The organism is Asaia siamensis (assembly GCF_014635085.1).
In the GTDB taxonomy this organism is placed as follows: domain Bacteria; phylum Pseudomonadota; class Alphaproteobacteria; order Acetobacterales; family Acetobacteraceae; genus Asaia; species Asaia siamensis.
This window is the reverse complement of the sequence record NZ_BMCH01000001.1, coordinates 635,599-662,592: the sequence shown is the minus strand read 5'-3', so window position 1 is coordinate 662,592 and position 26,994 is coordinate 635,599. Positions and strand designations below refer to the sequence as shown.

At 59.2% G+C, this 26,994-nt stretch carries 22 protein-coding genes; 10 read left to right on the top strand and 12 right to left on the bottom strand.

The genetic code is table 11. From position 1 onward, the window contains the following. Positions 1 to 49 precede the first annotated feature (49 nt). The 4 genes from cyoD to cyoA are packed head-to-tail and all read right to left on the bottom strand — an operon-like array spanning position 50 to position 3,929. Complete coding sequence (gene cyoD, locus IEV53_RS02805) at positions 50 to 385, bottom strand: cytochrome o ubiquinol oxidase subunit IV (RefSeq protein WP_188425231.1); 336 nt, start codon at positions 383 to 385, stop codon at positions 50 to 52. Continuing rightward, positions 385 to 1,002: a cytochrome o ubiquinol oxidase subunit III gene (cyoC, locus tag IEV53_RS02800; protein WP_188425230.1), complete on the bottom strand. Its 618-nt coding sequence runs from the start codon at positions 1,000 to 1,002 to the stop codon at positions 385 to 387. The genes cyoD and cyoC overlap by 1 nt, the downstream gene beginning before the upstream one ends. Before the next feature lie 2 nt (positions 1,003 to 1,004). Then, positions 1,005 to 2,993 carry a cytochrome o ubiquinol oxidase subunit I gene (gene cyoB, locus IEV53_RS02795; RefSeq protein ID WP_188425229.1) on the bottom strand — a complete coding sequence of 663 codons (1,989 nt, stop codon included), beginning with the start codon at positions 2,991 to 2,993 and terminating at the stop codon, positions 1,005 to 1,007. Positions 2,994 to 2,999: 6 nt separating this feature from the next. Further along, positions 3,000 to 3,929: a ubiquinol oxidase subunit II gene (gene cyoA / locus IEV53_RS02790; RefSeq protein ID WP_188425228.1), complete on the bottom strand. Its 930-nt coding sequence runs from the start codon at positions 3,927 to 3,929 to the stop codon at positions 3,000 to 3,002. Here cyoA and IEV53_RS14875 point away from each other — a divergent pair. Beyond that, a complete protein-coding gene (locus IEV53_RS14875; RefSeq protein WP_264784256.1) occupies positions 3,929 to 4,063 on the top strand; it encodes a hypothetical protein in 135 nt (44 codons plus the stop codon). The genes cyoA and IEV53_RS14875 overlap by 1 nt on opposite strands. 460 nt (positions 4,064 to 4,523) lie before the next feature. On the opposite strand, the gene IEV53_RS02785 is transcribed toward IEV53_RS14875, so the two are convergent. After that, positions 4,524 to 5,306: a Bax inhibitor-1/YccA family protein gene (locus IEV53_RS02785; protein WP_188425227.1), complete on the bottom strand. Its 783-nt coding sequence runs from the start codon at positions 5,304 to 5,306 to the stop codon at positions 4,524 to 4,526. Positions 5,307 to 5,560: 254 nt separating this feature from the next. On the opposite strand from IEV53_RS02785, the gene thpR reads away from it, so the two are divergent. Together thpR and IEV53_RS02775 are read left to right on the top strand one after the other, a co-directional pair. Then, positions 5,561 to 6,124, top strand: a complete 564-nt coding sequence (gene thpR, locus IEV53_RS02780; RefSeq protein ID WP_188425226.1) for an RNA 2',3'-cyclic phosphodiesterase — start codon at positions 5,561 to 5,563, stop codon at positions 6,122 to 6,124. Beyond that, positions 6,121 to 6,735 (top strand): uracil-DNA glycosylase family protein, encoded by a 615-nt coding sequence (locus IEV53_RS02775; RefSeq protein ID WP_188425225.1) that lies wholly within the window; start codon positions 6,121 to 6,123, stop codon positions 6,733 to 6,735. The genes thpR and IEV53_RS02775 overlap by 4 nt, the downstream gene beginning before the upstream one ends. 30 nt (positions 6,736 to 6,765) lie before the next feature. On the opposite strand, the gene IEV53_RS02770 is transcribed toward IEV53_RS02775, so the two are convergent. The 3 genes from IEV53_RS02770 to IEV53_RS02760 are packed head-to-tail and all read right to left on the bottom strand — an operon-like array spanning position 6,766 to position 11,243. After that, positions 6,766 to 7,488, bottom strand: coding sequence for a MarC family protein (locus IEV53_RS02770; RefSeq protein ID WP_188425224.1), 723 nt, complete (start codon positions 7,486 to 7,488; stop codon positions 6,766 to 6,768). Beyond that, entirely contained in the window at positions 7,488 to 9,581 is a 2,094-nt protein-coding gene (locus tag IEV53_RS02765) for a lysylphosphatidylglycerol synthase domain-containing protein (RefSeq protein WP_188425223.1), read from the bottom strand. Before IEV53_RS02765 ends, IEV53_RS02770 begins: the two co-directional genes overlap by 1 nt. A gap of 36 nt (positions 9,582 to 9,617) precedes the next feature. Beyond that, complete coding sequence (locus IEV53_RS02760) at positions 9,618 to 11,243, bottom strand: lysine--tRNA ligase (RefSeq protein WP_188425222.1); 1,626 nt, start codon at positions 11,241 to 11,243, stop codon at positions 9,618 to 9,620. A gap of 177 nt (positions 11,244 to 11,420) precedes the next feature. Between IEV53_RS02760 and IEV53_RS02755 the strand changes: the two genes are divergently transcribed. The 3 genes from IEV53_RS02755 to IEV53_RS02745 all read left to right on the top strand — a co-directional run bounded on the left by IEV53_RS02755 (position 11,421) and on the right by IEV53_RS02745 (position 15,964). Continuing rightward, complete coding sequence (locus IEV53_RS02755; protein ID WP_188425221.1) at positions 11,421 to 14,309, top strand: ATP-dependent DNA helicase; 2,889 nt, start codon at positions 11,421 to 11,423, stop codon at positions 14,307 to 14,309. 13 nt (positions 14,310 to 14,322) lie between these two features. Continuing rightward, entirely contained in the window at positions 14,323 to 15,387 is a 1,065-nt protein-coding gene (locus tag IEV53_RS02750) for a glycosyltransferase family 32 protein (protein WP_188425220.1), read from the top strand. A 133-nt stretch (positions 15,388 to 15,520) separates the two neighbouring features. Further along, positions 15,521 to 15,964: a hypothetical protein gene (locus IEV53_RS02745; RefSeq protein WP_188425219.1), complete on the top strand. Its 444-nt coding sequence runs from the start codon at positions 15,521 to 15,523 to the stop codon at positions 15,962 to 15,964. Positions 15,965 to 16,104: 140 nt separating this feature from the next. Here IEV53_RS02745 and IEV53_RS02740 read toward each other — a convergent pair whose 3' ends face one another. Together IEV53_RS02740 and IEV53_RS02735 are read right to left on the bottom strand one after the other, a co-directional pair. Then, on the bottom strand, positions 16,105 to 19,056 hold the full coding sequence (locus IEV53_RS02740) for a TonB-dependent receptor domain-containing protein (protein ID WP_188425412.1): 2,952 nt from the start codon (positions 19,054 to 19,056) through the stop codon (positions 16,105 to 16,107). Positions 19,057 to 19,441: 385 nt separating this feature from the next. Then, complete coding sequence (locus tag IEV53_RS02735; RefSeq protein WP_188425218.1) at positions 19,442 to 20,353, bottom strand: LysR family transcriptional regulator; 912 nt, start codon at positions 20,351 to 20,353, stop codon at positions 19,442 to 19,444. 115 nt (positions 20,354 to 20,468) lie between these two features. Between IEV53_RS02735 and IEV53_RS02730 the strand changes: the two genes are divergently transcribed. Further along, positions 20,469 to 21,251 (top strand): SDR family NAD(P)-dependent oxidoreductase, encoded by a 783-nt coding sequence (locus IEV53_RS02730; protein WP_188425217.1) that lies wholly within the window; start codon positions 20,469 to 20,471, stop codon positions 21,249 to 21,251. 33 nt (positions 21,252 to 21,284) lie between these two features. Here IEV53_RS02730 and IEV53_RS02725 read toward each other — a convergent pair whose 3' ends face one another. Further along, the gene (locus tag IEV53_RS02725) at positions 21,285 to 22,046 is read right to left on the bottom strand and encodes an SDR family NAD(P)-dependent oxidoreductase (protein WP_188425216.1); all 762 of its coding nucleotides are present in this window, start codon (positions 22,044 to 22,046) and stop codon (positions 21,285 to 21,287) included. A gap of 103 nt (positions 22,047 to 22,149) precedes the next feature. Here IEV53_RS02725 and IEV53_RS02720 point away from each other — a divergent pair, with 103 nt between their 5' ends. Beyond that, a complete protein-coding gene (locus tag IEV53_RS02720) occupies positions 22,150 to 23,052 on the top strand; it encodes a LysR family transcriptional regulator (protein WP_188425215.1) in 903 nt (300 codons plus the stop codon). Between the two features lie 12 nt (positions 23,053 to 23,064). Here IEV53_RS02720 and IEV53_RS02715 read toward each other — a convergent pair whose 3' ends face one another. After that, a complete protein-coding gene (locus IEV53_RS02715; protein ID WP_371869816.1) occupies positions 23,065 to 23,970 on the bottom strand; it encodes a LysR substrate-binding domain-containing protein in 906 nt (301 codons plus the stop codon). A gap of 96 nt (positions 23,971 to 24,066) precedes the next feature. Here IEV53_RS02715 and IEV53_RS02710 point away from each other — a divergent pair, with 96 nt between their 5' ends. Both IEV53_RS02710 and IEV53_RS02705 read left to right on the top strand, forming a co-directional pair. After that, positions 24,067 to 25,743: an alpha-keto acid decarboxylase family protein gene (locus IEV53_RS02710; RefSeq protein ID WP_188425214.1), complete on the top strand. Its 1,677-nt coding sequence runs from the start codon at positions 24,067 to 24,069 to the stop codon at positions 25,741 to 25,743. Positions 25,744 to 25,873: 130 nt separating this feature from the next. Beyond that, positions 25,874 to 26,956, top strand: a complete 1,083-nt coding sequence (locus IEV53_RS02705; RefSeq protein WP_188425213.1) for a bifunctional transcriptional activator/DNA repair enzyme AdaA — start codon at positions 25,874 to 25,876, stop codon at positions 26,954 to 26,956. The last annotated feature ends 38 nt before the right edge of the window (positions 26,957 to 26,994 follow it).

Below are 26,994 nucleotides of genomic sequence, written 5' to 3'. Positions count from 1 at the left end.
AATTCCAGACCTCGCCCCTTCTGGGGGCGAAGCCTGAAGACCGGAGATATCAGCGCGACATCATGTTCATGCTGACGTCGTGGATGATGAAGATCGTTCCACCGACGATGATCAGAACGCAGATGACGGCAAAGGCAAATGCCGTGTTGTTCCAGGACTGGCTCGAGCTGGCGTTCATGTGCAGGAAGTAGATCAGATGCACGAAGATCTGAACCACTGCCAGACCGGCAATAACCCCGAAGGTCATGCCGGGCGTCATGAGGTGCATCTCGACGATTGCGAAAGCCGCAACCGTCAGGATGGCCGCGATCACGAAGCCGATGATGTACGAGGCGAAGCTGCCGTGAGACTCGCCTTCGTGTTGATGGGTCGACGCTTGGCTCATCAGATCACACTCAACAGATAAACGAAGGTGAACACGCAGATCCAGACGATGTCCAGGAAGTGCCAGAAGAGGCTCAGGCACTGGAGCTTGTCCATATAGCGTGTGCTGAAAACCTGCGAGCTGAAGCTCTGGGCCATGATAACGGCGATCCAGACCAGACCACAAGTCACGTGAAGACCATGTGTCGCCACCAGCGTGAAAAACGCAGACAGGAACGCGGAGCGATCCGGACCAGCGCCTTCATGAATCAGATGGGCGAATTCTTTGAGTTCAAGAACAAGGAACCCGAGGCCGAGCAGGAAGGTGACTGCCAGCCAAAGAAGCATGGCGCCCTGCTTGCGGGCATAAGCCGAAAGCATGCCGAAGCCGAAGGTGATCGAGCTGAGCAGAAGGAGGGCCGTTTCCAGCCCTACCCCGTTCAGATCAAAAAGCTCCTTGCCCGTCGGGCCACCAGCAAACTGGGTGCGCATGACGGCAAAGGTGGCGAACAGCGTTCCGAAAAGGAGGCAGTCCGTCATCAGATAGATCCAGAAACCAAACACATTATTCGTGTGGTGGTGTTCGTGATCGTCAATGCCGTGTGCTGTGCCGTGCGGCGTTGCTGAGATATTTGCCATTGTTATTCTGCCGCCTGTGCTGTCAGCGAGCGGACATATTTGGCCTGGTCGCGTTCGATTTCGCTGACCGGGACATAGTAGTCCACATCATTGTTGTAGCTGCGCAGGATGACCGTCGCGAAGACGCCAACAAGGGCGATCGCTGCGAGCCACCAGATATACCAGATCGCTGCGAAACCGAGCACAAAGCTGAAAGCACCAACAAAGAAGCCTGCAGCCGTGTTCTTCGGCATATGGATCGGGGTCAGCGTCTTGCCTTCATAGCTGCGGCGGCCAAGCTGCTTCTCGGTATGGAACGTATCGATACCGTGAATGTCAGGAAGGACGGCGAAGTTATAGGATGGCGGAGGCGAAGACATCGACCATTCGAGCGTGCGTGCATTCCACGGATCACCCGTGAAATCACGGTTTTCCGGCAGGTTGCAGTCACGGATCGACACATAGATCTGCATCAGCTGGCAGACGACACCCAGTGCGATGATTGCTGCGCCAACGCCTGCAATCTGCATCTGAACATGCCAGTCAGCATTGTCGTAGTGGTTCATACGGCGGGTCATGCCTTCGAAACCGGCAATATAGAGCGGAACGAATGCAACGAAGAAACCGACGAACCAGCACCAGAAGGCGCGCTTGCCCCAGGCTTCGTTCATCTTGAAGCCGAGAACCTTCGGCCACCAGAAGCTCAGACCTGCGACGTAACCGAAATACACACCGCCGATGATGACGTTATGGAAATGGGCCACGAGGAACAGCGAGTTATGCAGCACGAAGTCGGCTGCCGGCATCGCCATCATGACGCCTGTCATGCCGCCGATGGAGAACACGACCATGAAGCCGATGACCCAGTACATGATACCATTGAACTGGATACGGCCCTTATACATGGTGAAGAGCCAGTTGAAGATCTTCACGCCCGTCGGGACGGCGATGATCATCGTGGCAACACCGAAGAAGGCGTTGACGTTCGGGCCTGCGCCCATGGTGAAGAAGTGGTGAGCCCAGACGATGAACGACAGAACGCCAATCGCAAGGGTAGCGTAGACCATCACGCGATAGCCAAAGAGCGGCTTGCGCGAGAATGTCTGGGTAACTTCCGAGAACACGCCGAATGCCGGCAGAACCAGAATGTAAACTTCCGGGTGACCCCACGTCCAGATGAGCGAGAGATACAGCTGAACGCTGCCGCCGCCATCATTGGTGAAGAAGTGCATGCCCAGATAACGGTCGAGAGCGAGCTCGGCCAGGGTAACCGTCAGAACCGGGAAGACTGCCATGATCAGAACGACCGTGACGAGTGCTGTCCAGGTGAAAACGGGGAGCTGCATCCAGCCCATGCCAGGAGCACGCATCTTCACGATGGTGACGAAGAAGTTCACACCCGTCAGCAGCGTACCGACACCGGCAAGCTGGACCGCCCAGATATAGTAGTCAACGCCGACACCGGGGCTGAACTGCTGCTCGGACAGAGGGGGATAAACCAACCAGCCGCACTGTGCGAACTCACCGATGAACAGGGAGACGTTGATCAGAACGGCGCTGATCGTGGTCATCCAGAAGCTCAGCGAGTTCAGGAACGGGAAGGCAACGTCGCGTGCGCCGATCTGCAGCGGCACGATGACATTAAGCAGACCCGTCATGAACGCCATGGCCATGAAGAAGATCATGATCGTGCCATGGGCGGAGAAGATCTGGTCGTAATGGTGCGGCGGCAGATAGCCCGGGTTGCCGTTATAGGCAAGGAAGAGCTGGCTGCGCATCATGACTGCGTCGGCAAAGCCGCGGAACAGCATGACCAGGGCGAGCACGATATACATGATGCCCAGACGCTTGTGGTCGACCGAGGTCAGCCATTCGCGCCAGAGATAGCCCCATTTGCCGAAATAGGTAATCGCGCCGAGGACGGCAAGCGCGACGATAACGACGCCAGTAAACGTGCCGACAAGGATCGGCACATCCAACGGTATCGCAGAGAGGGTTAACTTACCTAGCATGTGTCCCTATTCCTTCATCTGCATGTCGGACATGGCGGACTGCATGTGCATGACCTGACCCGTCGACTTGTCGATGACCGTACCGTTATTGTACTTGGCCACGATGGTGTCGAAGAGGTTCGGCTGAACATGCGCGAAATACTTGACCGGAGCTGCTTCCTGCGGAGCGGCAACCTGCGGGTAGTTGGCTGAATCGAGCGAGTCAGACGCCCCCTTCACCTTGTCGACCCACTGGTTGAAGTCGTCATCCGTCATCGCAAGCGTACGGAACTTCATGTCCGAGAAGCCGCGACCCGTGTAATGCGCTGCTTCACCCAGATAATCGCCCGGCGCGCTGGCCAGGAGATGAAGCTGGGTCTGCATGCCTGCCATCGCGTAAACCTGGGTACCCAGGCGCGGGATGAAGAACGAGGTCATGACGGCGTCAGACGTGATACGGAAATTGATCGGCGTGTTTACCGGCACGGCAAGCTGGTTAACCGTAGCGACACCCTGGTCAGGGTAGATAAACAGCCATTTCCAGTCGAGAGCGACAACTTCGACGTTCAGCGGCTTGCGACCCGCAGCTTCAGCCGAGTGAAGCGGACGGTACGGATCGAGCGTGTAGCTCGTCCAGATCGCGATAGCGCCTAGAATCACGATCACAACAGCAGGAACGCCCCAGACGAAGAACTCGATCTTCGTGGAGTGATCCCAGTTCGGCAGATATTCGGCCGAGGTGTTGGACTCACGATATTTCCAGGCAAAAAAGAGCGTCATCACGATCACGGGGATGACGATGCACAGCATCACACCCAGCTCGATCAGGATGACGTTACGGTTCTGGATTCCTACCGGGCCACGCGGATCGAGAAGATCGAGCGTGCAGCCTGAGAGGAAGAGTGCCGGCGCCAGCGGCAGAAGCCGCCGCAACTTCGGCAAAAATCTATTGTTCATTGTCTGCCCCGCTCGTTGAACCGACCGTCAAGCTCTGTGGCTGCGCTACGCTGCCGCTCAACCCGACCTCGGCTTGGTCGAACATGGCGACAACACCTTCAGGGGATGTCATCCATCTCTCCTATTCCAGTTGAGGGCGCGTATCGCTCCGCAACGTGACACCAGCGTGCGACCCCTGCCGCCCGAAGATGTAACATTACGTTTGCCGGTGCCTTGTGGGCGCCCGACTGCAATCCGCGCCATCGTTGCCTCGCCTTAACTTCAGCAGACAGAGCCTTCGTCAGAAAACCCGCCTGCCTGCACGCTGGGCGTGAATGCCCAGCTCTGTTGTGTTGTTTCCGCCTGATTGGCGCGCAAAGCAAGCACTCATAACAAGTTTTCACAGTCACGTTCACAATTTGAACACATAGAAAACGAAATGTTTTCAATAAGTTAAAGGCAAGAAACGCTTTTTCGCCGCAATTCATTGCGGATTTTTTAGGTTTGGTTCAGATAGAAAAGTCAAGTTAATTAGACTGAAATAGTCTGGATAAACAAAAACGGGATGCGTCTGAGACGCACCCCGTCAAATAAAACTCTGTATGAGACAGCTAGTTATCCGTTGTTATTACTACGGACACCCATGAACTGGAGCAAAAAGGTGAACAGGTTGATAAAGTTGAGATAAAGCGACAGGGCATCATAAACACTGCGCTTGCCCATTTCCTCGGGCCCGACATAGCTCAGATAGTATTGGTAGGTCGAACGGATGCGCTGCGTATCGAAAGCAGTCAGCACCGTGAAAAGACCCACGCCAACGATGCTCACGAGGAACGACATCGCTGCGCTGTGCATGAACATGTTCACCGTCATGGCAATGATCAGGCCAATCAGCCCCATGAAGCAGAACGAACCGAGCGAGCTTAGGTCCCGCTTGGTCGTATAGCCCCAGAGCGACATCGCCGCGAAGGTCGCCGAGGTGATGAAGAAAGTGCTTGCCACCGATGTATGCGTGTAGACGAGCAGAATGTTCGACAGGCTCGCACCCATCACGGCGCAGAAGCCCCAGAACAATCCCTGAGCCGCCTGGCGGGACAGTCGGTTGACGCCGAACGACATCACCAGAACGAACACCAGCGGTGCGAAGATGGTCAGCATACCGAGACCCGTGGGGCGGGTGATGATGCCGCCCGACGTGATGACCTGATGATAGAACAGGTTGCTCAGCGAGGTTTCGGCTACGGCATAGGCGACCACGCCGGTGAGGACCAGACCGGCCGTCATCCAGTTGTACACGCTGAGCATGTAGGCGCGCAGACCGGCATCGACCGTATCGAAGCTGGCGGTTCCCGCCTGGGGAGAAGAACCGCTAGAACGAGAATTGGGAACGAAAGCCATGACACCCTTTCCTGAAATCTGGCCGGAATGGCCGTTTTCTTTTCTAAATGTGGCGCTTCAGATACAACGGTCAAGTCGAACAGCGCCCCGGACATTCTAAGATACATAGGACGCCCGACTGAAACCGGGACGTTTCACCGCGTTAATCATGCTGGTTATACAACGAGGCCAGCGAGCCGCGCCATAGTTTTGAAAAGACCGACAAGGCTGCCAACGCGGCCCAGCCGTTATCCCATCGCACTCAGGATCGCTTCATGCGCCTTTTCGCAGCCCTCGACCTACCCAACGAGCAAAAGCGCCTCCTCTCTTCCCTGCGTCGGTCGATAGCGGGTGTGGTCTGGTATCCCCCCGAGAGCTATCACCTGACCCTTCGCTTCCTGGGGGAGGTCAGGGGGCGGCCGCTGCTGGAAGAAATCGATCATGCCCTGGCCGGTATCACAGCAGCCCCTGTGTCGCTGGAACTGAACGGCGTCGGGGTATTCACCCAGGCAGGGCGCTCTCGCCTCTGGGCAGGCCTTGCGCCATCCGATGCCCTGACAACCCTGCAGGCAAAGGTTGAAACCGCCCTCAGGCGCGCCGGTCTGGCCGCCGAGAAGAGGCGCTTCCAGCCTCATGTCTCACTCGGCACATTTCAGGGGGATCCCGGCCCGGACATCATTCGCTGGGTCCAGAATCATAATCTGCTTCGCAGCTCAAGCGTCGAGATCGAACACATAACGCTCTTCCACTCACACAAGACGAATGACGAACCGCACTACGAGGCCTGCGCCGACTATCCCTTGAGCGCCCTGGCTCATACGCCGCTCCGGGCTTCATGAATACAGACGGTCAGGCAGCCTTGGCTCGCAGCAACAACGAGACGCTCGACTCCCTCGTCGCCCGTGTGCGTGCCTGCACGATCTGCGCGCCTGAACTGCCCCTGGGGCCGAAGCCGCTGATTCATGTCTCAAAAAAGGCGCGGATACTGATCGCCAGCCAGGCGCCCGGCACAATTGCTCATGAGAGCGGCAAATCCTTCTACGATCCCTCGGGCAGGCGCCTGAGAAGCTGGATGAACCTGTCGGAAGACGATTTCTATGACACCAGCAAGGTGGCAATTCTGCCGATGGGGCTGTGCTATCCCGGTCGCCTGCCCAATGGGGGCGACAAGCCGCCCCGGCCAGAATGCGCGCCAGCCTGGCGAGATGAGGTGCTGTCCCACCTGACGTCGCTCAGGTTGATCCTGCTGGTAGGGAGCTATAGCCAGCACTACACGCTTGGTCGCGGGTCTGTAGGCGAACGGGTAAAAGACTTTCGACGCTATCTCCCCCGTTATTTTCCCCTGCCCCACCCCTCCTGGCGAACGGGTGTATGGGAGAAACGGGCACCGTGGTTTCAGGGCGAGGTGATCCCTGCCCTGAGGGAAGAGATACAAAAGGCGCTCGCCTGAAAATGACCGGCCCGCACGGGGATCTGTGTGTCAGGTCAGCAGATGCGCGTGTTTCAGCGCCGACATCACGAAGCCCTCAAGCCCCGCGAACAGGATCTGTATACCGATACAAAGCAGAATGAGGGCGGCCAGTCGGCTGACGATACGCGCGCCCGTTCTCCCCAGAGAGCTCACAATACGTTCCGCATAGGTATAGAGCAGAACAACAGTCAGAGCGACGGCGCATACTGCTAGAGACAGTGCCAGAATATAGCTCGCAGGCGACGCACCGAGCGTACGACCGGAGCTCAGCGCAATCGCGACCGCGATACTGCCAGGCCCCACAGTAAACGGCATGGCGAGCGGAAAGAAGGCGCGATCTCCGAGATCACTCTCCTGACCCGCATTGTCATGATTGAAAACCTGACGCTCCTTGCGCGCCTCATTTTCTTCAGGAGCGAGCAGAAGAGTCCAGGCGCGTGACGCCACGACCAGCCCGCCAGCGACGCGCAGGGCATCGATACTGATGCGGAAAAAACTCAAAATCCAGCCGCCCAGCCAGACCGAGACCATGAGGATGATGAAGGAATAAAAACCCACCAGCCTCGCCAGCGTAACGACATCGCGCTTTGGACGCCCCAGGGTCATCTGCGCAAAAATCAATGATGCCCCAAGCGGGTTGACGATAGAGAAAAGGGCCGAATACGCCATGAGCCAGATGGCGGTCACATCACTGAAATTGACCGGCTGCGTCAGCACATGGGGCAGATGCATCACCCGGCCCTGTCTGTACGTGCCTTGACCGACAGAAACCCCTTGGCATTGAGAAGACGCTTCAGACGCTTGTGCTCGCTGCCCAGCACGGCTTTCACCGCCTGCAGATCCTGCGCAAGGCAGCAAAGAACGCCTGATTCACCGGGGCCATTCGGGCACACCGTCATGCCGATATCATGGTAAACGCCGATCAATGCCTGCCCGACCTTGATAAAAACAGGGTGACGCCCCTCTTCCATGGCGAGATCGCGCAATCGCCAGATCGCTGCAATGCAATCGTTCTCTGCACCGGCCGGATCGCCAACACCGATAATGAACTGCCCGGTCCTAAGAAACGGAATCCCGGCACGGCCGTTGTCATTAAGTATCAGGCCACTCGGACGGCGAGGACCCAATTCTTCGAGCGCATGCGCGAGGCTTTTATAGAGCGTCTCGCTCTCCCGATCCCAGGGCCGTACCAGAACCTGGCTGCGTCGCAGCATCTGGACGACAGCGACAATACCTAGGATGGCAGAAATACCCAGCGCCCAACGCACAACAGAGGTATGCGCATCATAGATGAGCGAGCGCCACCAGGCATGACCCAGATGCTGACGCAGGGCGAAAAGGCCGACGCTTGCGAGACTGACGACCCATAGTGTGACGGGCGCCATCAGGGTCGGGCTCAGCGGCTCGGAAAACAGCCGCGCCTTGCGATAATAGCAAGCACGGAAAGGCGCAATCAGGAACATCACAAGCGCAAGGCTGAGCGATATACCAAGCGGCCCCTGACGCAGAATGACCAGCGGAATGGCAAGACCGAGCAGAATCAGTGACGCGCGCCATGCCGCTGTGACACGCTGGGCCAGGCCTGCCGCAACCCCCACCAGCATGACACCTGTGAGGCACAGGAGAAACTCTGCCGCCTGCAGCAGAAGATGCGCGAATGGCGTGCCCAGAAGCGGAGCGGGCACCGCAACGGCGTAAAAGACAAGAAGAATACCCGTCCCCGCCACCACACCGGTCGCGACCGTCACAGAAAAATCGGCTTCCGATTCACGCACGACCTGACTGGGGCGCCGCATCAGGGCCACACCCGGGATCGCACCGCGGCGCTTGGCCCAAGCGGCATCGCCACGCAGGAACAGTTCGTGCACGGCAAACATGATGCCCGCCAGCACCAGCGGAATGATGTAATAGAAAAGCCGGAAAGTCAGTATGACGCCCAGAATCTGGGGGGTGGGCATATAGGGGCCAAGCGCCAGCAGCATCGCCCCATCGAAAACCCCCAGACCGCCCGGCACACTGGCCACCAGACCTGCCGTGTAGGATGCGATATAGATCGCGAGAAACGCCGGAAAGCTGATGGTCGCCTGAGGGGGCAGCAACACGAAGGCGATAAGCGCCGTCGCTGCCATATCGGCCGAGCTCACCACAACCTGCGCCAGAGCAACACGGAAGCCCGGCACGTCGAGCGTGTAGCGCCAGATCCGCATCTGGCGATAGCGCACCGAGACGACAAGATAGGCCAGAACGGCCATCCAGGCGGCGGCACCACCGCATTGTAACAACAGATGGGGGAGATGATCGATAAGCGGAATATGGGATGGCTCGAAAAGCAGCACCCCACCGATCAGCGCCATTGCCCCAAGCAGATAGGTGGTCGAGCAGAACGCGATGATCTGGGCAATACCGCCCGGAGAAACACCCCAGTTGCGATAGAGCCTGAAACGGACCGCTGCGCCTGAAATCGCCGAGCATCCGAGATTATGCGACAGCACATAGGAGCAGAAGGCCGCGAAAGCCGTTCTGAGAAAAGACTGCTTCGACCCGATATGATAGCAGGCCAGCCAGTCGTAGAAGGAAAGAATGAAATAGGACAGAACCGTGCAGCCAACACCCGCCGCAAGTGCCTGGGCAGGAATGGCAGCGAAGGCAGAGCGTATCTCTGACAGCGAGAGCGATTTCAGCTCTTTCTGGATAACAAAGATCGCCGCCACAAGCAGAACGAGGCCGACCAGCGCCGGAAGGCGGCAGGCCAGCCGACGCCATGGGCTGGCCTGCTTCGCCTCGCCTTCTTCACAGCAGGATGTTGTCTGTTCCTGAACGGTCATGAACCCTCGATTAAGGCTGACGATCGTCTCTCTTTCTCACTGAACCGCTTCCTCGACATGGGCGTCGCGGGCAAGCGCCCCTTCGATCAGCGCCACGGTTTCCGGCAGACCGAAAAGTGAGGCGAAGATACCGAAACGCGGCCCTTCAGTCTGACCCAGAAGCACTTCATAGAGGCACCCGAACCACGCGCGCAGCGGCTGGATCTGATGCTTCTTGCCGATTTCAAAGACGATGTCCTGAACTTCAACCGGAGATAGGCTCGCATCGGCCTGTTTCAAGGCGTCTGCCAGATCCTGCAGTGCCACGCGCTCCAGATCGGTCGGCGCACGGAACGTCTTGGCCGGACGAACGAATTCCTTGAAATAGACCAGCGCATGGCCGACCAGACGGTCGACATAAGGATGAGTCTCGGGCGAAAGCGAGGGATCATAACGACGAAGGAATTTCCAGAGCGTGTCGCTGGTTTCGGCATTGGCAACCGAAGCCAGGTTGAGCAACGCCGTGAAAGAGACCGGGCTCGACAGACCGCTATCGATTTCACCGCCATGAATGAACCAGGCCGGGTTTGCCTGCAGAACCAGCGGGTCCTGCGTCTCGACCGCCTTGTCCAGATTGGCCAGATATTCGTCCATAGCCCGCGGAATCACGTCAAAAAACAGACGCTTGGCGCGCGTCGGCTGGTTGAACATGTACTGCGCCAGACTCTCGGGCGGTGCGTAATGCAGCCACTCATCAATCGAAAGCCCGTTGCCCTTGGACTTGCTGATCTTCTGCGCGTTCTGATCAAGGAACAGCTCGTAGGTCAGCCCGGCAGGCGGTGCCTTGCCGAGAATACGGCAGATCTTGCTCGACAGCTTCACGCTGTCGATCAGGTCCTTGCCCGACATTTCGTAATCGACGCCCAGCGCGAACCAGCGCATGGCCCAGTCGGCCTTCCACTGCATCTTGGCGTGACCGCCCAGAACGGAGGTCTCGAATGTCTCCCCTGTCTCCGGGTCTTTCCAGGCCACCGTGGCGGCGTCGGGGTCAACCTTGATGACAGGCACCTGCATGACCTGACCGGTGCGGGGATGAATGGGAAGCACGGGCGAATAGGTGGCGCGGCGCTCGGCACCGAGTGTCGGAGCGATGGTCGCCACGACTTCATCATGCACCTCGAGCATACGGCGCAAAGCTGCATCGAAAACGCCGGAGGTGTAATAATCGGTCGCCGATGCAAATTCGTAATCGAAGCCGAAGCGATCCAGGAATTCGCACAGCATGGCGTTGTTATGCGCCGAAAAACTCTCGAATTTGCCGAACGGGTCAGGGATGCGGCTGAGCGGCAGACCGAGATGCTGCGTCAGCATCTCCTGGTTCGGCACGTTGCCCGGCACCTTGCGCAGGGCATCCATGTCGTCAGAGAACGCCAGTAGACGCGTCTTGCGGCCTGTAAGCTGCTCATAGGCCTGACGCACCCACGTAGTGCGGGCAACCTCGCCAAACGTCCCGATATGGGGCAGGCCAGAGGGGCCATAACCGGTCTCGAGCAGAGCAGGCGCCTCGCCACCGCGTGCCTCGACATGGGCCGCGATTTTTCGCGCCTCCTCGAACGGCCAGGCTTTTGGCAGCGCAGGAGCATCAGGAGGGAGCGGGGCGTTGTTTTGAATGCTGTCGGACATGATCGGATGAAAACTAGAAATAGTTCCTCGCCCGGTCAAGCAACATGGCGTTACACCCTTCCTGAATAGCTGTTTTTGACGCGGGTTCCCTTGGCTTTAGCCAGGCAGACGCTTCGAACGAACTCAGAGACGTTCCCTCGCTGGTAGTACGCCCCTCTAACGTCTAGACTGACAGCGATGCCCACGCCTTCTCGCGCCTCGCCTTACGATGCCCCCGCCCTGATCTCAACACGCGCTCGTGCCTCGATCCTGACGCCGGATGGCGAAATCCTGTCGCTTGAGGCTCAGGAGGCGACGTCGTTGCTCGCAACCCTGCCTGCGCCCCTTCTGATCCATGGCCCTGCAACGATCAGGCGTCTGGGGCTGACCCCACCGGGACAGGTCGTTCCCTGGTTTGATCTGCTCGAGCTTTTCCTCTTTCTCTTTCCAACGCGCGCCGTCGTGCCGACACCGCGCGGCATGGGGCTGGCCCTTGGCCTCACCCCGCCCGAGCATTGCGAGGCAGATTTTCTCCTTCTCCTGCTCGAGAAGCTTCGGCAGGCCCTCGACTCCATGGTCACGTCGCGAGAAGTCGAAACGCTACGCAGCCTTCTGCCTCTGCTTTCCCGCGCAGGATGGGCCTGGGCCAGCTTCGTGGAAGACGCTCTGGAGGCCCATCCAAGCCAGCATCGTCACCCTTACGAGGCCCTGCGCGTCTGGCGTCGGCTGCCCCGATGGGAGGAAATGGCCCAGAGACCGCCGCCGGGCAGCCGACCGGTGGCTCCCGCGGAAGCAAGAGCGCGCCTGACGCGCATTCTTGGTGAGGGCGCAGAGACACGACCGGGTCAGGCCGATTATGCCTCGGCGGTAACGCAAGCCCTTGCCCCGAGAGAAGGCGCAGGCATTCCCGAGATCGTTCTGGCAGAAGCCGGTACAGGCACAGGCAAGACACTGGGCTATATCGCCCCCGCCAGTGTCTGGGCCGAGCAGAATGATGGCCCTGTCTGGGTCTCGACCTATACGCGCCATCTGCAGCGCCAAATCGAGCAGGAACTCCGGCGCCTTTATCCTGACGATGCAGAGCGTCGTGAGGCCGTCGTGCTGCGCAAGGGACGCGAAAACTATCTCTGCCTGCTGAACATGGAAGACGCGGTCAATACGCTCGCCTCACGCCCCTCACCCTCCCCTGCAGCACTGATCGGTCTCTCGATGCTCGCACGCTGGGCGGAGGCCACCGAGGATGGCGATCTCATGGGCGGCGATCTGCCCGGCTGGTTCGGGGATATTTTCGGCGGCAGCGTTCTGTTCGGCATGGCCGATCGTCGCGGCGAATGCATCCATGGCGCCTGCCCGCATTACCAGACCTGCTTTGTCGAGCACTCCATCCGCCGTGCAAGGGGCGCACGTCTGGTCATTGCCAACCACGCGCTGGTTCTCTCCCAGGCCAGCTGGTCCAGCCTGGCCCGTGATGATGTGCCGGATGAGGACCAGCTTCCAACGCGCTACTTCTTCGATGAGGGGCATCATCTGCCCGAAGCGGCAGATAGTGCCTTCTCCCTCGCCCTTTCGGGACTTGAAGCGGCAGAACTCCGGCGCTGGCTGCTCGGCGCCGAAGGAAGCCGCTCACGTGCGCGCGGTCTGCGCCGCCGCCTTGAGGATCTTGTTGCCACCTCTCCCGTTCTGGATGCACCGCTCGAAGCCATACTGGGCGCGGCCCATGCCCTGCCCGCGCCCGGCTGGCTCGGTCGGCTGAACGGCGAGGACAATGCCCCCCAGCCCAGCGTGCCCGACCTTATCGCCAATCCTTCGGAGCAGTTCTTCCAGGCCCTCAGGGCGCAGCTCGAAGCTAGGCGCATCGGTACGCAAGGGCAGGATTCATCAGAATGCGGGCTGCATCCCGCAGGCGAGGCCCTGCGCGAGGCGACAGAGCCTCTGGATACCGCGTTACGCCGCTTGCTTAATCCGCTGCAAACCCTGGTCGAGCGCCTGAAATCCCTGCTGAGCGAGCCCGATGACGCGCTCGAAGCCGCCCAGCGTCTGCGCATAGAGGCCATGATCCGCTCGCTCAGGCGCCGCGCCATCGCCCGTGTCGAAGGCTGGATTGCGATGCTCGACACGGTGCTGAGCGAGGAGGATAGTCCGGAAGGATCGTTCATCGATCTGATACGCACGGAATATGTTTCCGGCAGGCAGGGTGAGACCGATATCGGGCTGCATCGCCACTGGCGCGACCCCACTATTCCTTTTGCCTCGGTCATGCAGGGACCGGCGCATGGCATGCTCATTACCTCGGCAACGTTACGGGATCAGACACCCGTCTCAGGCCCGAACGCGCCAGATCCCCGTCAGGTAGAGCAAAGCTGGCTTGCGGCAGAAATGCGGCTTGGAACCCCGCACTTCATCAAGCCGCCCTTCCGCGCCTCACTGCTCAGCCCGTTCGATTACGCGCATCAGACGCGCGCGCTGATCGTGACCGACGTGCCGCAAAACGATCTCGACGCTTTGGCCGGCGCTTATCGCCTGCTGTTTCTGGCCTCTCAGGGTGGCGCGCTGGGTCTGTTTACGGCCATCTCGCGCCTGCGCGCCGTGCACCAGCGCATTGCAGCGCCTCTCGAAGAGGCCGGATTGCCACTCTATGCCCAACATGTCGACACCATGGATAATGCCACTCTGGTCGATATCTTCCGCACCGAGCTTCATTCCTGCCTGCTCGGCACTGATGCCATGCGAGACGGCGTGGATGTGCCCGGTCAGGCCCTGCGCCTCGTCGTATTCGAAAGAACCCCCTGGCCACGGCCCGACATCCTGCATCGCGAGAGACGCAGGGCCCTCTCTCCCGACGACCCGCGCGACTATGATGACCGCCTGACCCGCATGAGACTGCGACAGGCTTTCGGCCGTCTGATCCGCAAAGGGGATGACCGGGGCGTCTTTGTCATTCTCGACCGGCGCATGCCTTCACGTCTGCTTTCGGCCTTTCCTGAAGGCGTCGCCGTCGAACGCGTCAGCCTGGCCGAAGCCGTGCGCCAGATCGGCGCTTTTCTGCCCGCCGACCCTGCAGCGATGCTGCCCGGACCTGATATGTGAAAGGAGCAAGGTAATGACCGAGACGGCCCTGATCACGATGTTCGGTGATGCGCTCATCACTTCCGAAGATATTTCGTCCGATGCAGCGCTCACCGGCATCGTGCTGGAACGAGGTCATGCAGGATTGCTCGGCATCAAAGAGAAACACCTGATCAACGCGCCATCCTCTTTTCAGCTCGCAGCACTGCGCCCAGGCGTCTATCAGCTGCTGGACGCGCAAGGTGCGCTCTATTCACACGCGCCAGATGGCACACGGGACCACGAAATGACCCGACCGTCCTGGAGCGAACTCTCCTGTCTGCTTCTGAAGCGCTTCCCTTTACTCGCTCCAGCCTCTGACGCATCCGGGGCCATTCCCCGATTGCTGCATTTCATCTGTAACGACCGCAACACGCTCGACCCGGCCCTCGTTGCCAACATCACGAGAACGACAGAACTCAATCCCGGCTGGGCTGTCCATATCTGGGATGAAGCGTCACGCTTTCAGTTCATCTCGGAGCATTACGGCTGGGAGGTGTTGAAAATCTACCTGATGATCGGCGCCGAATATGGCGCGGCAAAAGCGGATTTTTTCCGCTATCTGCTGATCTATCGCCTGGGCGGGGTCTATCTCGACCTCAAATCATCCATGTCGCGCCCGCTCGACACGATCCTGCGACCAGATGACCAGTATCTGCTCTCACAATGGAACATGTCAGGCTCGGGCCGCTACGCAGGCTGGGGCCGTGGCGCCTCCATCGCCTATGTGGCGGGTGGAGAATATCAGCAATGGTTTCTGATCTCCCGCCCCGGCCATCCTTTTCTGAGACGGGTAATCCAGCTCGTCATGACAAAGATATTGAGCTATCGCCCTGAGGTGCATGGTGTCGGTGCTGTCACCACCTTCAATATCACCGGCCCGCACGCCTATACCAAGGCGATTTATCCTGTCCTTACGCAGCACGCCCATCGTGTCTTTGATTCTGAGGCTGACGGCCTTCTCTATTCGACCGTGGAAAACCATCGCGACCGGAGCGGCAGTAATTACCGCGAAGCTCGCGGCCCGCTCGTGACGGGGAATGATTCCTATCTCTGCTAAAGCCTGTCCAAACGCGGGGTAGTTTTCTTGCCCCGATAGCTGGAAATGCGCGTCCAGCTTGGAGGTAGAGTAAACCCACACTGGAACAGATTTCTGCGAGGCAACAGTGACTGTCCAGCAGATCCGGATTGATATGAACCAGCAAATCCTGAACGACCTTGTCGACCGCCTAGAAGAGGACGCCTTCAATTACAGCGTTTTCCTCAAATATTATGACGTGTCCCTACCGGCATCCGTCGGCAGGGATATCATCATCAAGGCAGCGCTAGGGTCATCGGCAAAACTGGGTGGCATTCAGAAAGCCGAGAAAGCATCCGTCTGGCCCACTCTGAAGAGCAACCTGATGTATTGGGACAAATATGGTGGGCCAGCGGCGGCATCAATCCAGTCCGACAGGTTTCTTGCATTGCTCGAGAATCTCGAGAATGAGGTTCGGCATTTGGTAGAAGCCGCCGACACGATCGAAGCATTCTGGCTGGAAACCGGACATCCCGCATACCCGGTCTTCCGGGACTTCGCCTATCTGTTCCAAAGCGACGCGAGCGCCGGTATCCTCGTCGGATCGAGCTCAGACTGACCAAGGCACCGCCGGAATAAAACGTCGGAATAAAACGTCGGAAACGACAAACGGGAGAGCGGCCTTGCAGCCGCCTCTCCCGCTTGCCTCATAGCGCAAGGCCGGTTTCTCCCGACGCAGTAACGCGCCGGGAGGAAACATCAGAAGTTCACGCCAGCCTGCAGGAAGACATAGCGGCCCATATAGAGATCGCCATAAAGCCCTGCGGCACTGTTCGTTGAGGCATCGGCCACGAAAGGCGGTTGCTTGTCGAACAGGTTGTTGACACCACCGGTAAAGTTCCAGCGGTTGAGGCGGTAATTGACCGTCAGATCATGTGAGAAAATGCCGGGCGTCTTGTAGCGGCCATAGCCGAGCGCCGTGCTGAGATCCTGCGATCCGTTGTTCCAGACCATGCCACCCGTATATTTGAGCATATAGGTGACGCCCCAGTTGCCATGCTGCCAGTTGAGCGTGGCGTAGTCGCGCACGCGCGGCTGGCCCGTACCCGACTGATACATCAAACGACCGGCATAGTTGTACCACTGACCGCCCGGCTCGTTCTGCTGCAGATAGCTGATGAGCTGCTGGAAGTTGTTGCCCAGCGTCACCACGTCCTTGCGCGTCACACGGATGCGATAATCGAGATCGAAATCGATACCGCTCGTGCGCAGGCCACCGATATTGGCGTAATAATCGGTCACCGAATTGAGCTGGCTGGTGCCGGAAACACGCGTGATATTGTTGCAATAGCTTGAGCTGGCACCCGTGTAGCACTGGTCAAGAATATACTGCGAGCTCAGATAGGAGATCATGTTCTTGATCGTGTAGTGCCAGTATTCAACCGAAGCCGACAGACCCGGCACCCAGCGTGGCGTGATGACCGTGCCGATCGTGTAGGTACGGCCCGTTTCCGGCTTCAGCGATGCATTACCACCATAGAGCGTCGGCACCTGACCCGAATTGGCCGCGACGAAGGTCGAGGTGTTGATCCCTTGCTTGGCGCAATTTGCGACGACATTCGCCGACAGCGAACCATAGGAGCTTGCCTGCGCGCACGGATCGGTTGCCGAAGCATAGCCAAGGCTGCCACCCGAATAGAGTTCATAGACGTTCGGCTGACGATAGGAGCTGCCGATGGTTGCACGGAACCGGATATCGCGGATCGGCGCCCAGTTGATTGAGGCCTTCCAGTTCTTGGTGCCACCGAAGGTGCTGTAGGACGAATAACGCCCCTGCGCATCGATGGTCAGATCCTTGGCGAGAAACACATCACGAAGCAGCGTGGCCTTGCCCTCGAGATAACCTTCCGTGACGTTGAACCCGCCACCGGTGTAGGAGGCCGAGTTGGTGAGCGTATCACCGGAAGCCACGACGGCATCGGGGTGATAGGCCAGCTGCTCGCCACGATGTTCCATACCCAGCGCGAAGCCCAGATCGCCACCGCCCTTCCAGGGCATGGTCGCGACATGGTTGTTATGCATGCGCAGGTTCAGGTCACGCAGCTGATAATAGTAATGATCGTGGCTGGTGTAGTTGGAGTACGCCGCAGCAGCCGAGGAAAGAGGCTTGAACGGATCGGAAAGCACGCAACCGGAAGAGGCCTGGCAGACCGAAGGATTATAGACCAGAGCGCTGCTGGAATCGGTCGGATCGACCTGCTGCAGCCCGTATTCCTGAAGCAGCTTGGCGTAGTTGCCCACACCGGACATCTGCGATGTTACCTGGTTCCAGCCATAGGTGTAGGACAGGTCATACATCCAGCCATGGGTGATTTCGCCCTTGGCGCCAGCAATGGCCGTATAGGTGTCGGTAGCGGTTTCGGTACGACGGTTACCCCATTCGCCATAGCGCTTGTACATCAGCACGTCTTCGCCAAACGTGTTGTAAGGCGCGTCAGCAGGGATAACGAGGCTCGACGGCAGATTGGACGGATAGATGCTGCCCGTCATCGGCTCAGGGGCCAGCATCGTGCTGGATGTGCGATGGCTGTACTGGAAATTGGCATAGGGCGTGAAATGCTTGTTCACGTCGTAATGCGCATCGAAAGACAGCGTCGAGTTCTGCAGCGAGTTGGTGAGGGATTGCTGCGAACCGTAATTATAGCGGTCGGCTGACGTCGCGGTGTGATATCCCGAGCCGCTGGCATTCGGGATATAGGTACCGGAATCTGTAAAATACTTGCCGGTGGTCGGAATGGATGAACCGAACAACAGATCGGAGGCGTCGACCGGATCGTTGGTCTGCACGTTACGCGACCAGGCGCGGTTGCGCTGCATGATGCCGCTGGACGTCATGTACGAACCAAACAGGGTGACGTTGCCCTTGCCGTGGTCGAAATTCCAGCCCTTGTAACCAGAGATCTGACCCGTCTGGCCATCGCCAACATCGGAGATGCCACCCTTGACGGTAATGTTCGCATCGTTGAGGTCGTGGCGCATCTTGATGTTGATCACACCGGCCACAGCGTCAGCGCCGTAAAGCTCCGAACCGCCATCTTTCAGGATTTCGATGCTTGCAACCTGAAAGACGTTGATCGTGTTCAGATCGACGCAGCTGTTATTGCCGTTGAGCGTCGTGCGCTTGCCGTCAATCAGCACCAGCGTACGGTTCTGCCCGAGATTGCGCAGATCGACGCAGGAAGAACCGCCGGTACCATTGGTCTGCGAGTTATAGGTGCCGGATGAACCAACAGAAGGCAGGCGCTGCAGATAGTCACCAACCGTGCTTGCGCCGGTCTGCATGATCTGCTTGGCCGTAACGATCTGCACCGGGTTGGCATTGGCGTTGTTCGAGGTGCTCAGAGCAGAACCCGTCACGACGATATTTTCGCTGCCACCGCGCGAAAGGCTGTCTGCAACAGGGGCAAAGGCATTGCGCTGTGCCGATACCGTGCGCGCCGCCGGCTGAACCAGCGGCGCGGCGCCGGCTGCGGGAGCGGTTGTGGCCTGCTGGCGGGCAACAGACGGCGCTGCCTTCTTCGCCACACGCTTATGCGTCTTGTGAGCCGGAGCCGTAGCAGATTGTGCCGCATGGGCAGTCTGCGCGTGACCCAGAGCAAGTCCGGCGCCGAGCGTGGAGACAAGCAGTAGTCGTCGCTTGTTCCTGATCATCTTCATAGTGTTTTCGACCTCCAAAAGGCGTTCTGGAGACGAAAAGATTTCACAAACGAAATCAGGTCCAGTGTCTTATTTCACTTCGACATTCCCCGATTCATATCATTGTATTTTTATCACATCGTTACTTACCTACGTTGTAATGCGAACACATATATTACTTTAGGAGATCGAAATTACCCTTGAGAAACATTCCGTTCCAGATCGAAATTCGACGACAAGCAGGCTGAATCGATCCGACCGGGGAAATCGTGCGAACGATCCCCCCGATAGCGACAGCGCTCTTCGTTTCATTTTCAGATCGTTCCCTTGACCGGGCAGGAAGCGTCTGAGCAGCCCGATCTTTCAGAAAAGACAGACGACGCCGTCGTCGCAGAAACGATCAGCGTGGCGCCAGCGAGGAAGCTGGCCCGGTTTTGAAAAAATCGAGGAATACCTTGAGGGCAGAGGGCACATGACGCCGCGAGAGATAATAGGCGCAGAATCCCTCGCCGGTTGAGGCCCATTCGGAAAGCACGACTTCAAGATCACCACGCTCGATGAACGCGCGGGCACGATCATGCAGGCAATAGAAAAGCCCGCCCCCGGAAAGGGCATAGGCAAGGGACAATTCCGTATCGCCCAGGACGATCTGTCCTGGCACATCGATCTCGACACAGGCTTCGCCATCGCCCAGTTCCCAGGGATAGAGGCGCCCCGTGCCGGTGCGGATGCGGATACAGTGATGCTGCATCAAGGCTTCAGGCGTTTCGGGGCGGCCCATTCTGTCGAGATAGGACGGTGCTCCGACAATCACCCAGCGAAGTTTATCGCTCAGACGGGCTGCGATCATGCCATCAGGAACCGTCCCGCCATACCGAATCCCTGCGTCGAACCCTTCAGAAATGACATCGACAAACCGGTCATCGACCGTGATGTCGAGCTCTATGCCGGGATAGCGGGAAGCAAAATCCGCAAGCCGGGGCGCCAAGAGAAGGGTCGCTGCGTCACGAAGTACGGTCACGCGCACACGCCCTGCAGGTGCCAACCGAAACTCATCGAGCTGTGCGAGTGTCGCGTCGATTTCTGCAAAGCGCGGCGCGATTTCGGCCAGCAGCATTTCCCCGGCCCCCGTCAGCCGGACCTGTCGCGTCGTGCGATGAAACAGACGGACACCCAGCCGACGCTCAAGCTGGGTCATGGCGTGGCTCAGAGCCGAGCCCGTAACACCCCGTTGCAGGGCCGCCCGCGCAAAGCTGCCCGCCCGCGCAATGGCGACAAAGACCTCGAGACTATCCTTGCTGATCGGTTCCATGAACCATTCCTGAATCAAGATCATCAATCAGTCAAATTCTGCTCAGTAAACTCCATGGCGCCGTAACGCGTCTTCTGGAGCGATCGACAGGATCATGTGCAACAGGAGATATTTCATGACGGCAAGACCTCTGGCCCTGGTAACAGGTGGATCTTCAGGCATCGGTCTTGAGCTGGCCCTTCAGTTCGCCCGAAACGGGTATGATGTGGCGATCTCGGGCTCGAGCGCCCAGGTTTTCGACGCAGCCAGAACGATTGAAGCACAAGGCGCCGCAGCTTACCCGCACCGGGCTGATGCCTCACAAGGCGAAGGTGTCGAGAGTTTCTGGCAATTCGTTCTCGCCCTTGGGCGCAAGGTGGAAATCGCGGCCCTGAATGTCGGGATCGGTCTGGGCGGCGCCTTTGTCGATACTGACCTGAAAGACGATCTCAGGGTGATCGCCATCAACATTACCGGCACCGTTCACATGGCCAAGAACGTGGCGCGCCATATGGTGGCAAACGGCGAAGGCCGTATTCTCATCACCTCTTCCGTCTCAGCCACGATGCCGACGCCCTATGAGACGGTATATGGCCCCTCCAAGGCGTTCGGCTTCATGTTTGCTGAATCCCTGAGAGAGGAACTCAGAGAGAAGAATGTGTCCGTCACGGCATTCCTGCCCGGGACGACCAATAGCCGCTTTCACAAGAATGCGGGGATGGGCACCAGCGCCATCGATCAGGGCCCCAAGAACGACAAGACCGTTGTCGCCCGCCAGGCCTTCGAGGCGCTCATGAATGACGACGATCACGTCGTGGGCGGTGATGAAGCCACGAGACAAATGGTGCGCGACAACCGGGTCACGCCAGAGCCCGTCAAGGCGGCGCGTCATGCCCGACTGACGCGCCTGCAATCGTGACGATCACGGCCCTCTGATGCTCCGAGAGGTCAGTCAGAGCGACTGGCCGCCAGACACCTCAATACGCTGTGCGTTGACCCAGCGGTTATCCTCTGACAGCAGCGCAGCGATCATCGGGCCAACGTCTTCGGGCAGGCCAACGCGGCCGAGGGCGGTATTCTGTGCGATATGCCGGTTGATTTCCGGGTTATCACGCACCATACCGCCCGAGAAATCGGTCTGAATGGCGCCAGGGGCCACCGTATTGACCGTGATCCCTCTCGGGCCAAGCTCCTTGGCCATATAGCGGGTCATGGTCTCGACAGCGGTCTTCATCGATCCATAGACGATCCGCCCCGGATAGATGATGCGCGTCAGCCCGGAAGAGATATTCACGATGCGCCCGCCATCACGCAGCAAAGGCAGCACAGCCTGGGTGAGGAAAAACGGCCCTTTGAGATGCTCTGCATAGATACGATCGAATTCCGCCTCGCTTGTATCGGTCAGCGTTCCCGTATGGGACGACCCTGCCATGTTCACCAGATAATCGAAATGCGTGAGGCCCCATCCGGCGAGCGTCTCGCGCAGCTTTCCTGCGAAAGCGGGAAAGGAAGACGCATCGGCGACATCCAGCGCCAATGCCTGACCCGGCACTCCGGCATCGCGCAGAATGGCCAGCACCTCGTCAGCCGCCGCGCGATTGCTTTTGTAGGTGAAGACGGCCCCGATACCGCGCCGGGCCAGAGCCTCGACGCTGGCTCTTCCCAGGCCACGACTGCCACCCGTGATGACGGCAATTTTCTGGATAGTGGTCATTGCGATCTCCTGTTTTCTCGACAGGCACAGATCATCATGGGCATGAGCTTGCGATAAGCCAGTGTTTCCTGTCAGGATTGTTCCGCATCACGGAACAATCCTTATGGACAGACTGACCTCGCTCACCCTTTTCATGCGCGTGGTCGAGCGCGGCAGCTTCACCGCAGCTGCGCATGATCTAAGCGTTTCGCGCCCAGCTGCGACGGCGGCCATTCAGGCGCTGGAGCAACGTCTCGGCACGCGATTGCTGCAACGGTCGACCCGCCACGTGCAGCCGACGGAAGAAGGCCTTCTCTATTATCAGCGCTGCCAGTCCATTCTGACCGCGCTTGAGGAGGCAGACAGCATGATTGGTGGTGCCCTCTCCGGCACGATACGGGTCGACACTGTCGGCCACCTGGCACGAACGATCCTGCTTCCGGCCCTGCCCGATTTCTTCTCGCGCTATCCGGGCCTGAACGTGCATCTCGGCGAAGGAGAGAGGCTGGTCAACCTGCTGCGTGAAGGGGTCGATTGCGTCATACGCGGCGGCCCCCTGCCCGATAGCGACATGATCGTGAGGCCGCTCGGGGTTCTGCATGAGGTTACCGTAGCGAGCCCCGCCTACCTGGCGCAGCACGGCATCCCGGCCTCGCCGGACGATCTGGACGGCCATCAGATGATCGCCTTTCTGTCCTCGCGCACCAGACAGGTCCTGCCGCTCGAATTCACAACCCGAAATGGCCTTGTCGAACGGCTTATCCCTGCCCGACTGCTGGTTTCCGGAGCCGAAACCTGCGTGGAAGCGGCGCGTCTCGGTCTCGGTCTCGCCCAGGCGCCACGATACCGCTTTGAGGAAGATCTCGTTACGGGCGGGCTGGTGGAGGTGCTGTCCGACTATCCGCCTGCCCCCACGCCTCTCTCGCTGCTCTATCCCAGCAACCGCCAGCTGGCCCCGCGTGTGCGCGTCTTCATGGACTGGGCCAGAGAACTGTTTTCAGAGTTTTTCAGGCAGCACACCCCATAAAAAGCACCGCCTTCACAAAGCAGCGGCTGCCTCTCTGAGCATTGTCTCGAAGCGCTGCACAGGAAGGGAAACCGGGCCATCGATCATCGCCACAGCAAGCGCTGCCTTGGGCGCAGACCCTATGATCGGGTGATAACTCACCCCCTCTGCATGGATCTGGCTGAGACATTGCGGCACGATCGAGACACCCAGCCCCGCAGCGACGAGAGAAACCGTCGCGATGATCTGCGGTGCCGACTGGCCTATATGCGGCACGAAACCCGCGTGACCGCAGGCCATGATAATCGCGTCATAGAACCCCGGACCGAGCGCACGCTCGAACAGGATCATCGGTTCATCCCGCAAGGCCTCAAGCCTGACACCCCGGTGAGAGGCTTCTGCATGGCCCTTCGGGAGCGCGATCACCGTCGCTTCCTCAAGCAGGGGGCGCACGATGAGTGTCTGGACGGGCGCCGGAGGGCGCACGATCGCAACGTCGATGCGTCGGTCATGAAGCGCGTCACACAGAGCAGGCGTATTGCTTTCCTCAAGCGTAATGATGACATCCGGCCAGCGCTCGCGAAATGCCCGTATTGCGCCCGGCACCAGAGGCAGAAGGGAAACCGCGCCCGCAAGACCGATGCGCAGCCTGCCCTGCTCGCCGCGTGACAGCCCCCGCGCCAGTGAGGTGACCTCACGCTCAAGCCCGATCAGGACCCGGGCCCGCTCGACCAGCGCGGCCCCGGCCTCGGTTGGCACTGCACCTGATCGTGACCGCACGAAGAGCACAAGACCGAGCTCGCGCTCCATCGCCTTGATCTGCTGGCTGAGCGGCGGTTGTTCCATATGCAGCAGTTCGGCCGCGCGCGTGAAACTGCCGGCCTCGGCAATTGTCACCAGATAGCGCCAACGTCTCAGGTCGATGATCCATATCCTCAAAGTATGAAAGAGGGCCCAAACATATATTGGACGCAGAACAGGACCAAGGACAAACTACGACACAATCGACACACACCAGAAGGACGCCTGACTTCCATGAGCACGACTATCGGTGGCTATCTCGCAAAACGCCTGACACAGATCGGCGTCGACCATCACTTTGCTGTCGCGGGAGACTACAATCTCGTCCTTCTCGACCAGCTTCTGGCTCAGGACGGGCTGGAACAGGTCTATTGCTGCAACGAGCTGAATTGCGGCTTCGCAGCCGAAGGCTATGCACGGGCGAAAGGCGCAGCCTGCGCAGTCGTGACCTTCAGCGTCGGCGCCCTGTCTGCCATCAACGCGCTTGGTGGCGCCCACGCTGAAAACCTGCCCGTAATTCTCGTCTCAGGCGCCCCCAATACAAATGACCATGGCACAGGCCGGATACTGCACCATACTCTCGGCACGTCCGATTATGGCTATCAGTTCGAGATGGTCCGCCATGTCACGGTTGCCGCCGAGCGGCTGTTTTCTGCCGAAGACGCCCCTGCCAAAATCGATCATGTGATCGAGCGTGCCCTTGCCCTGAGCAAGCCGGTCTATCTCGAAATTCCGTGCAACGTGGCCGATCTCGAATGCCCCGAACCCGGCCCCATAGAGGCGCTTCTGCCTCGCAAGCCTGCCTGCAATACGACGCTCGATCAGGCAGTCGCAGCGACCTTGTCCTTTCTGGAAAAACGCGAACAGGTTGTCATTCTTGTCGGGAGCAAGCTGCGCGCCGCCCATGGCCTTGATGCAGCGGTGAAACTGGCAGATCGCCTTGGATGTGCCGTGACCATCACGGCGGCAGCGAAGGGATTTTTTCCCGAAGACCACCCCGGATATCGCGGCGTCTACTGGGGCAATGTCAGTTCGCCCGGTGCAGAAGCGCTCATCGACAACGCGGATGCCATTCTATGCCTCGGCCCGGTATTCAATGATTATTCAACCGTTGGCTGGGAAGCATGGCCCAGAGGCGAGAAAGTCGCTCTGGTCAACCCTGACGATGTGGTCGTTGCTGGAACACACTTCGGCGGTGTCGATCTGCGCTCGTTCGTGACCGCCCTGAGCGAGCAGGCGCCACGACGCCCCCTGAGCGCCGACAACTCCGCCCTCTCTCTGCCAGTTTCTACACCGCTGCCCGCGGAGGCCAAGCTGACCAATGACGAGATGATGCGTCAGATCGGGGCTCTTGTGACGGCTGATACAACGCTGACAGCAGAGACCGGCGATAGCTGGTTCAACGCCGTGCGTTTGCACCTGCCCGCCAAGGCCCGTGTCGAACTCGAAATGCAATGGGGCCATATCGGGTGGTCGGTCCCCTCGGCCTTTGGCAATGCTACTGGCTCGCCAGAGCGGCAGCATATCGTGATGGTGGGAGACGGGTCATTCCAGCTGACCGCGCAGGAAGTAGCGCAGATGATCCGTTACGAGCTGCCGGTCATTATTTTCCTGATCAACAACCGGGGCTATGTCATCGAGATCAAGATCCATGATGGTCCGTATAATTATATTCAGAACTGGGATTATGCGGGTCTCATCAATGCCTTCAATGCGTCTGAAGGCCACGGGCTGGGCCTCAGGGCCAATACGGCTGGCGAGCTTGCAGAAGCGATCGACAAGGCAAGGCAGAACCGGCGCGGCCCGACCCTGATCGAATGCACCCTCGACCGTGAGGATTGCACCGACGATCTGGTACGCTGGGGCAAGGAAGTGGCCAAGACCAACGCGCGGCCACCCGTGACGAACTGAGCCGACCCAAGGCCTCATCCAGCAGGACTCATTATGCAGGCCTGATCATCAAGCCATTGATCAGACCTGTATCGGATGAAACGCCCGATTTCCGGCGCAGCGTCAATTCATCAGATGATAGGGAAGAACCATGCTCTTCCCTCTCCCCTCCCATGACACGCTCTATGATGCCCTTGTCGCTCGCGATGCGCGTTACGACGGGAGCGTGTTTGTCTGTGTTGGCACAACCGGTATTTTCTGTCGCCTGACCTGCCCGGCGCGCAAGCCGCTCTCCACCAACTGCGTTTTTCGATCCAGCGTGCGGGAATGCCTCGAAGCCGGATTTCGGGCCTGCAAGAGATGCCATCCGCTCCGCAGCGCCACCGCCAATGATCCAGCCGTCGCACGGCTGCTCGCCCTGCTGGAGGCCGAACCGGGGCGACGCTGGAAGGAAAGCGACGTCACTGCGCTTGGCTATGATCTGTCTACAATTCGACGGAGCTTCAAGCGCTATTTCGACATGACGTTTCTCGACATGGCACGGCAGTACCGCCTGCGAGAGGGCTTCTTGTCCCTTACCGAGGGTGAGCGGGTCATAGAGGCCCAGCTCGACTCAGGCTTTGCCTCCCCCAGCGCCTTCAGGGAGGCTTTTTCGAGACTTCTGGGAGCTGCGCCCGCCAGCCTCAAGCCGGGCGGCTTGCTGCAGGCAAGCTGGGTCCCGACATCGCTGGGTGACATGATTGCCGTCTCCAGCGCAACACATCTCCATCTCCTCGAATTCGTCGACCGCAAGGCCCTGCCCGGCGAACTCAAGACGCTTCAGAAAAACCTCAAGGCCCCTCTCGGCCTCGGCACACCCGCCCCGACTGAACTGGTTCGTGAGGAGCTTGCAGCGTATTTTGCCGGGCGTTCGGCGGCGTTCCTGACCCCTCTTGCCCCGCAGGGCACCGGGTTCACTCGCGAGGTGCATCGCCTTTTGCGCGATATCCCTGTCGGGGAGACACGCAGCTATGCCGATATCGCGCGTCAACTTGGCCAGCCGGGCGCCGTGCGGGCCGTCGCGCGCGCCAATGGTGCCAATCAGATCGCCCTTCTTATCCCCTGCCATCGCGTCATCGGCGCCGATGGCAGCCTCACCGGCTATGGTGGCGGCCTTTGGCGCAAGCAACGCCTTATCGAAATCGAGCGATCCTATCGACCATGCGTACAGCCAAACATCACTGGCTCTTGGTGAGGCAAAGTTGCAACGCATCACACGATTTCCTGACTCCA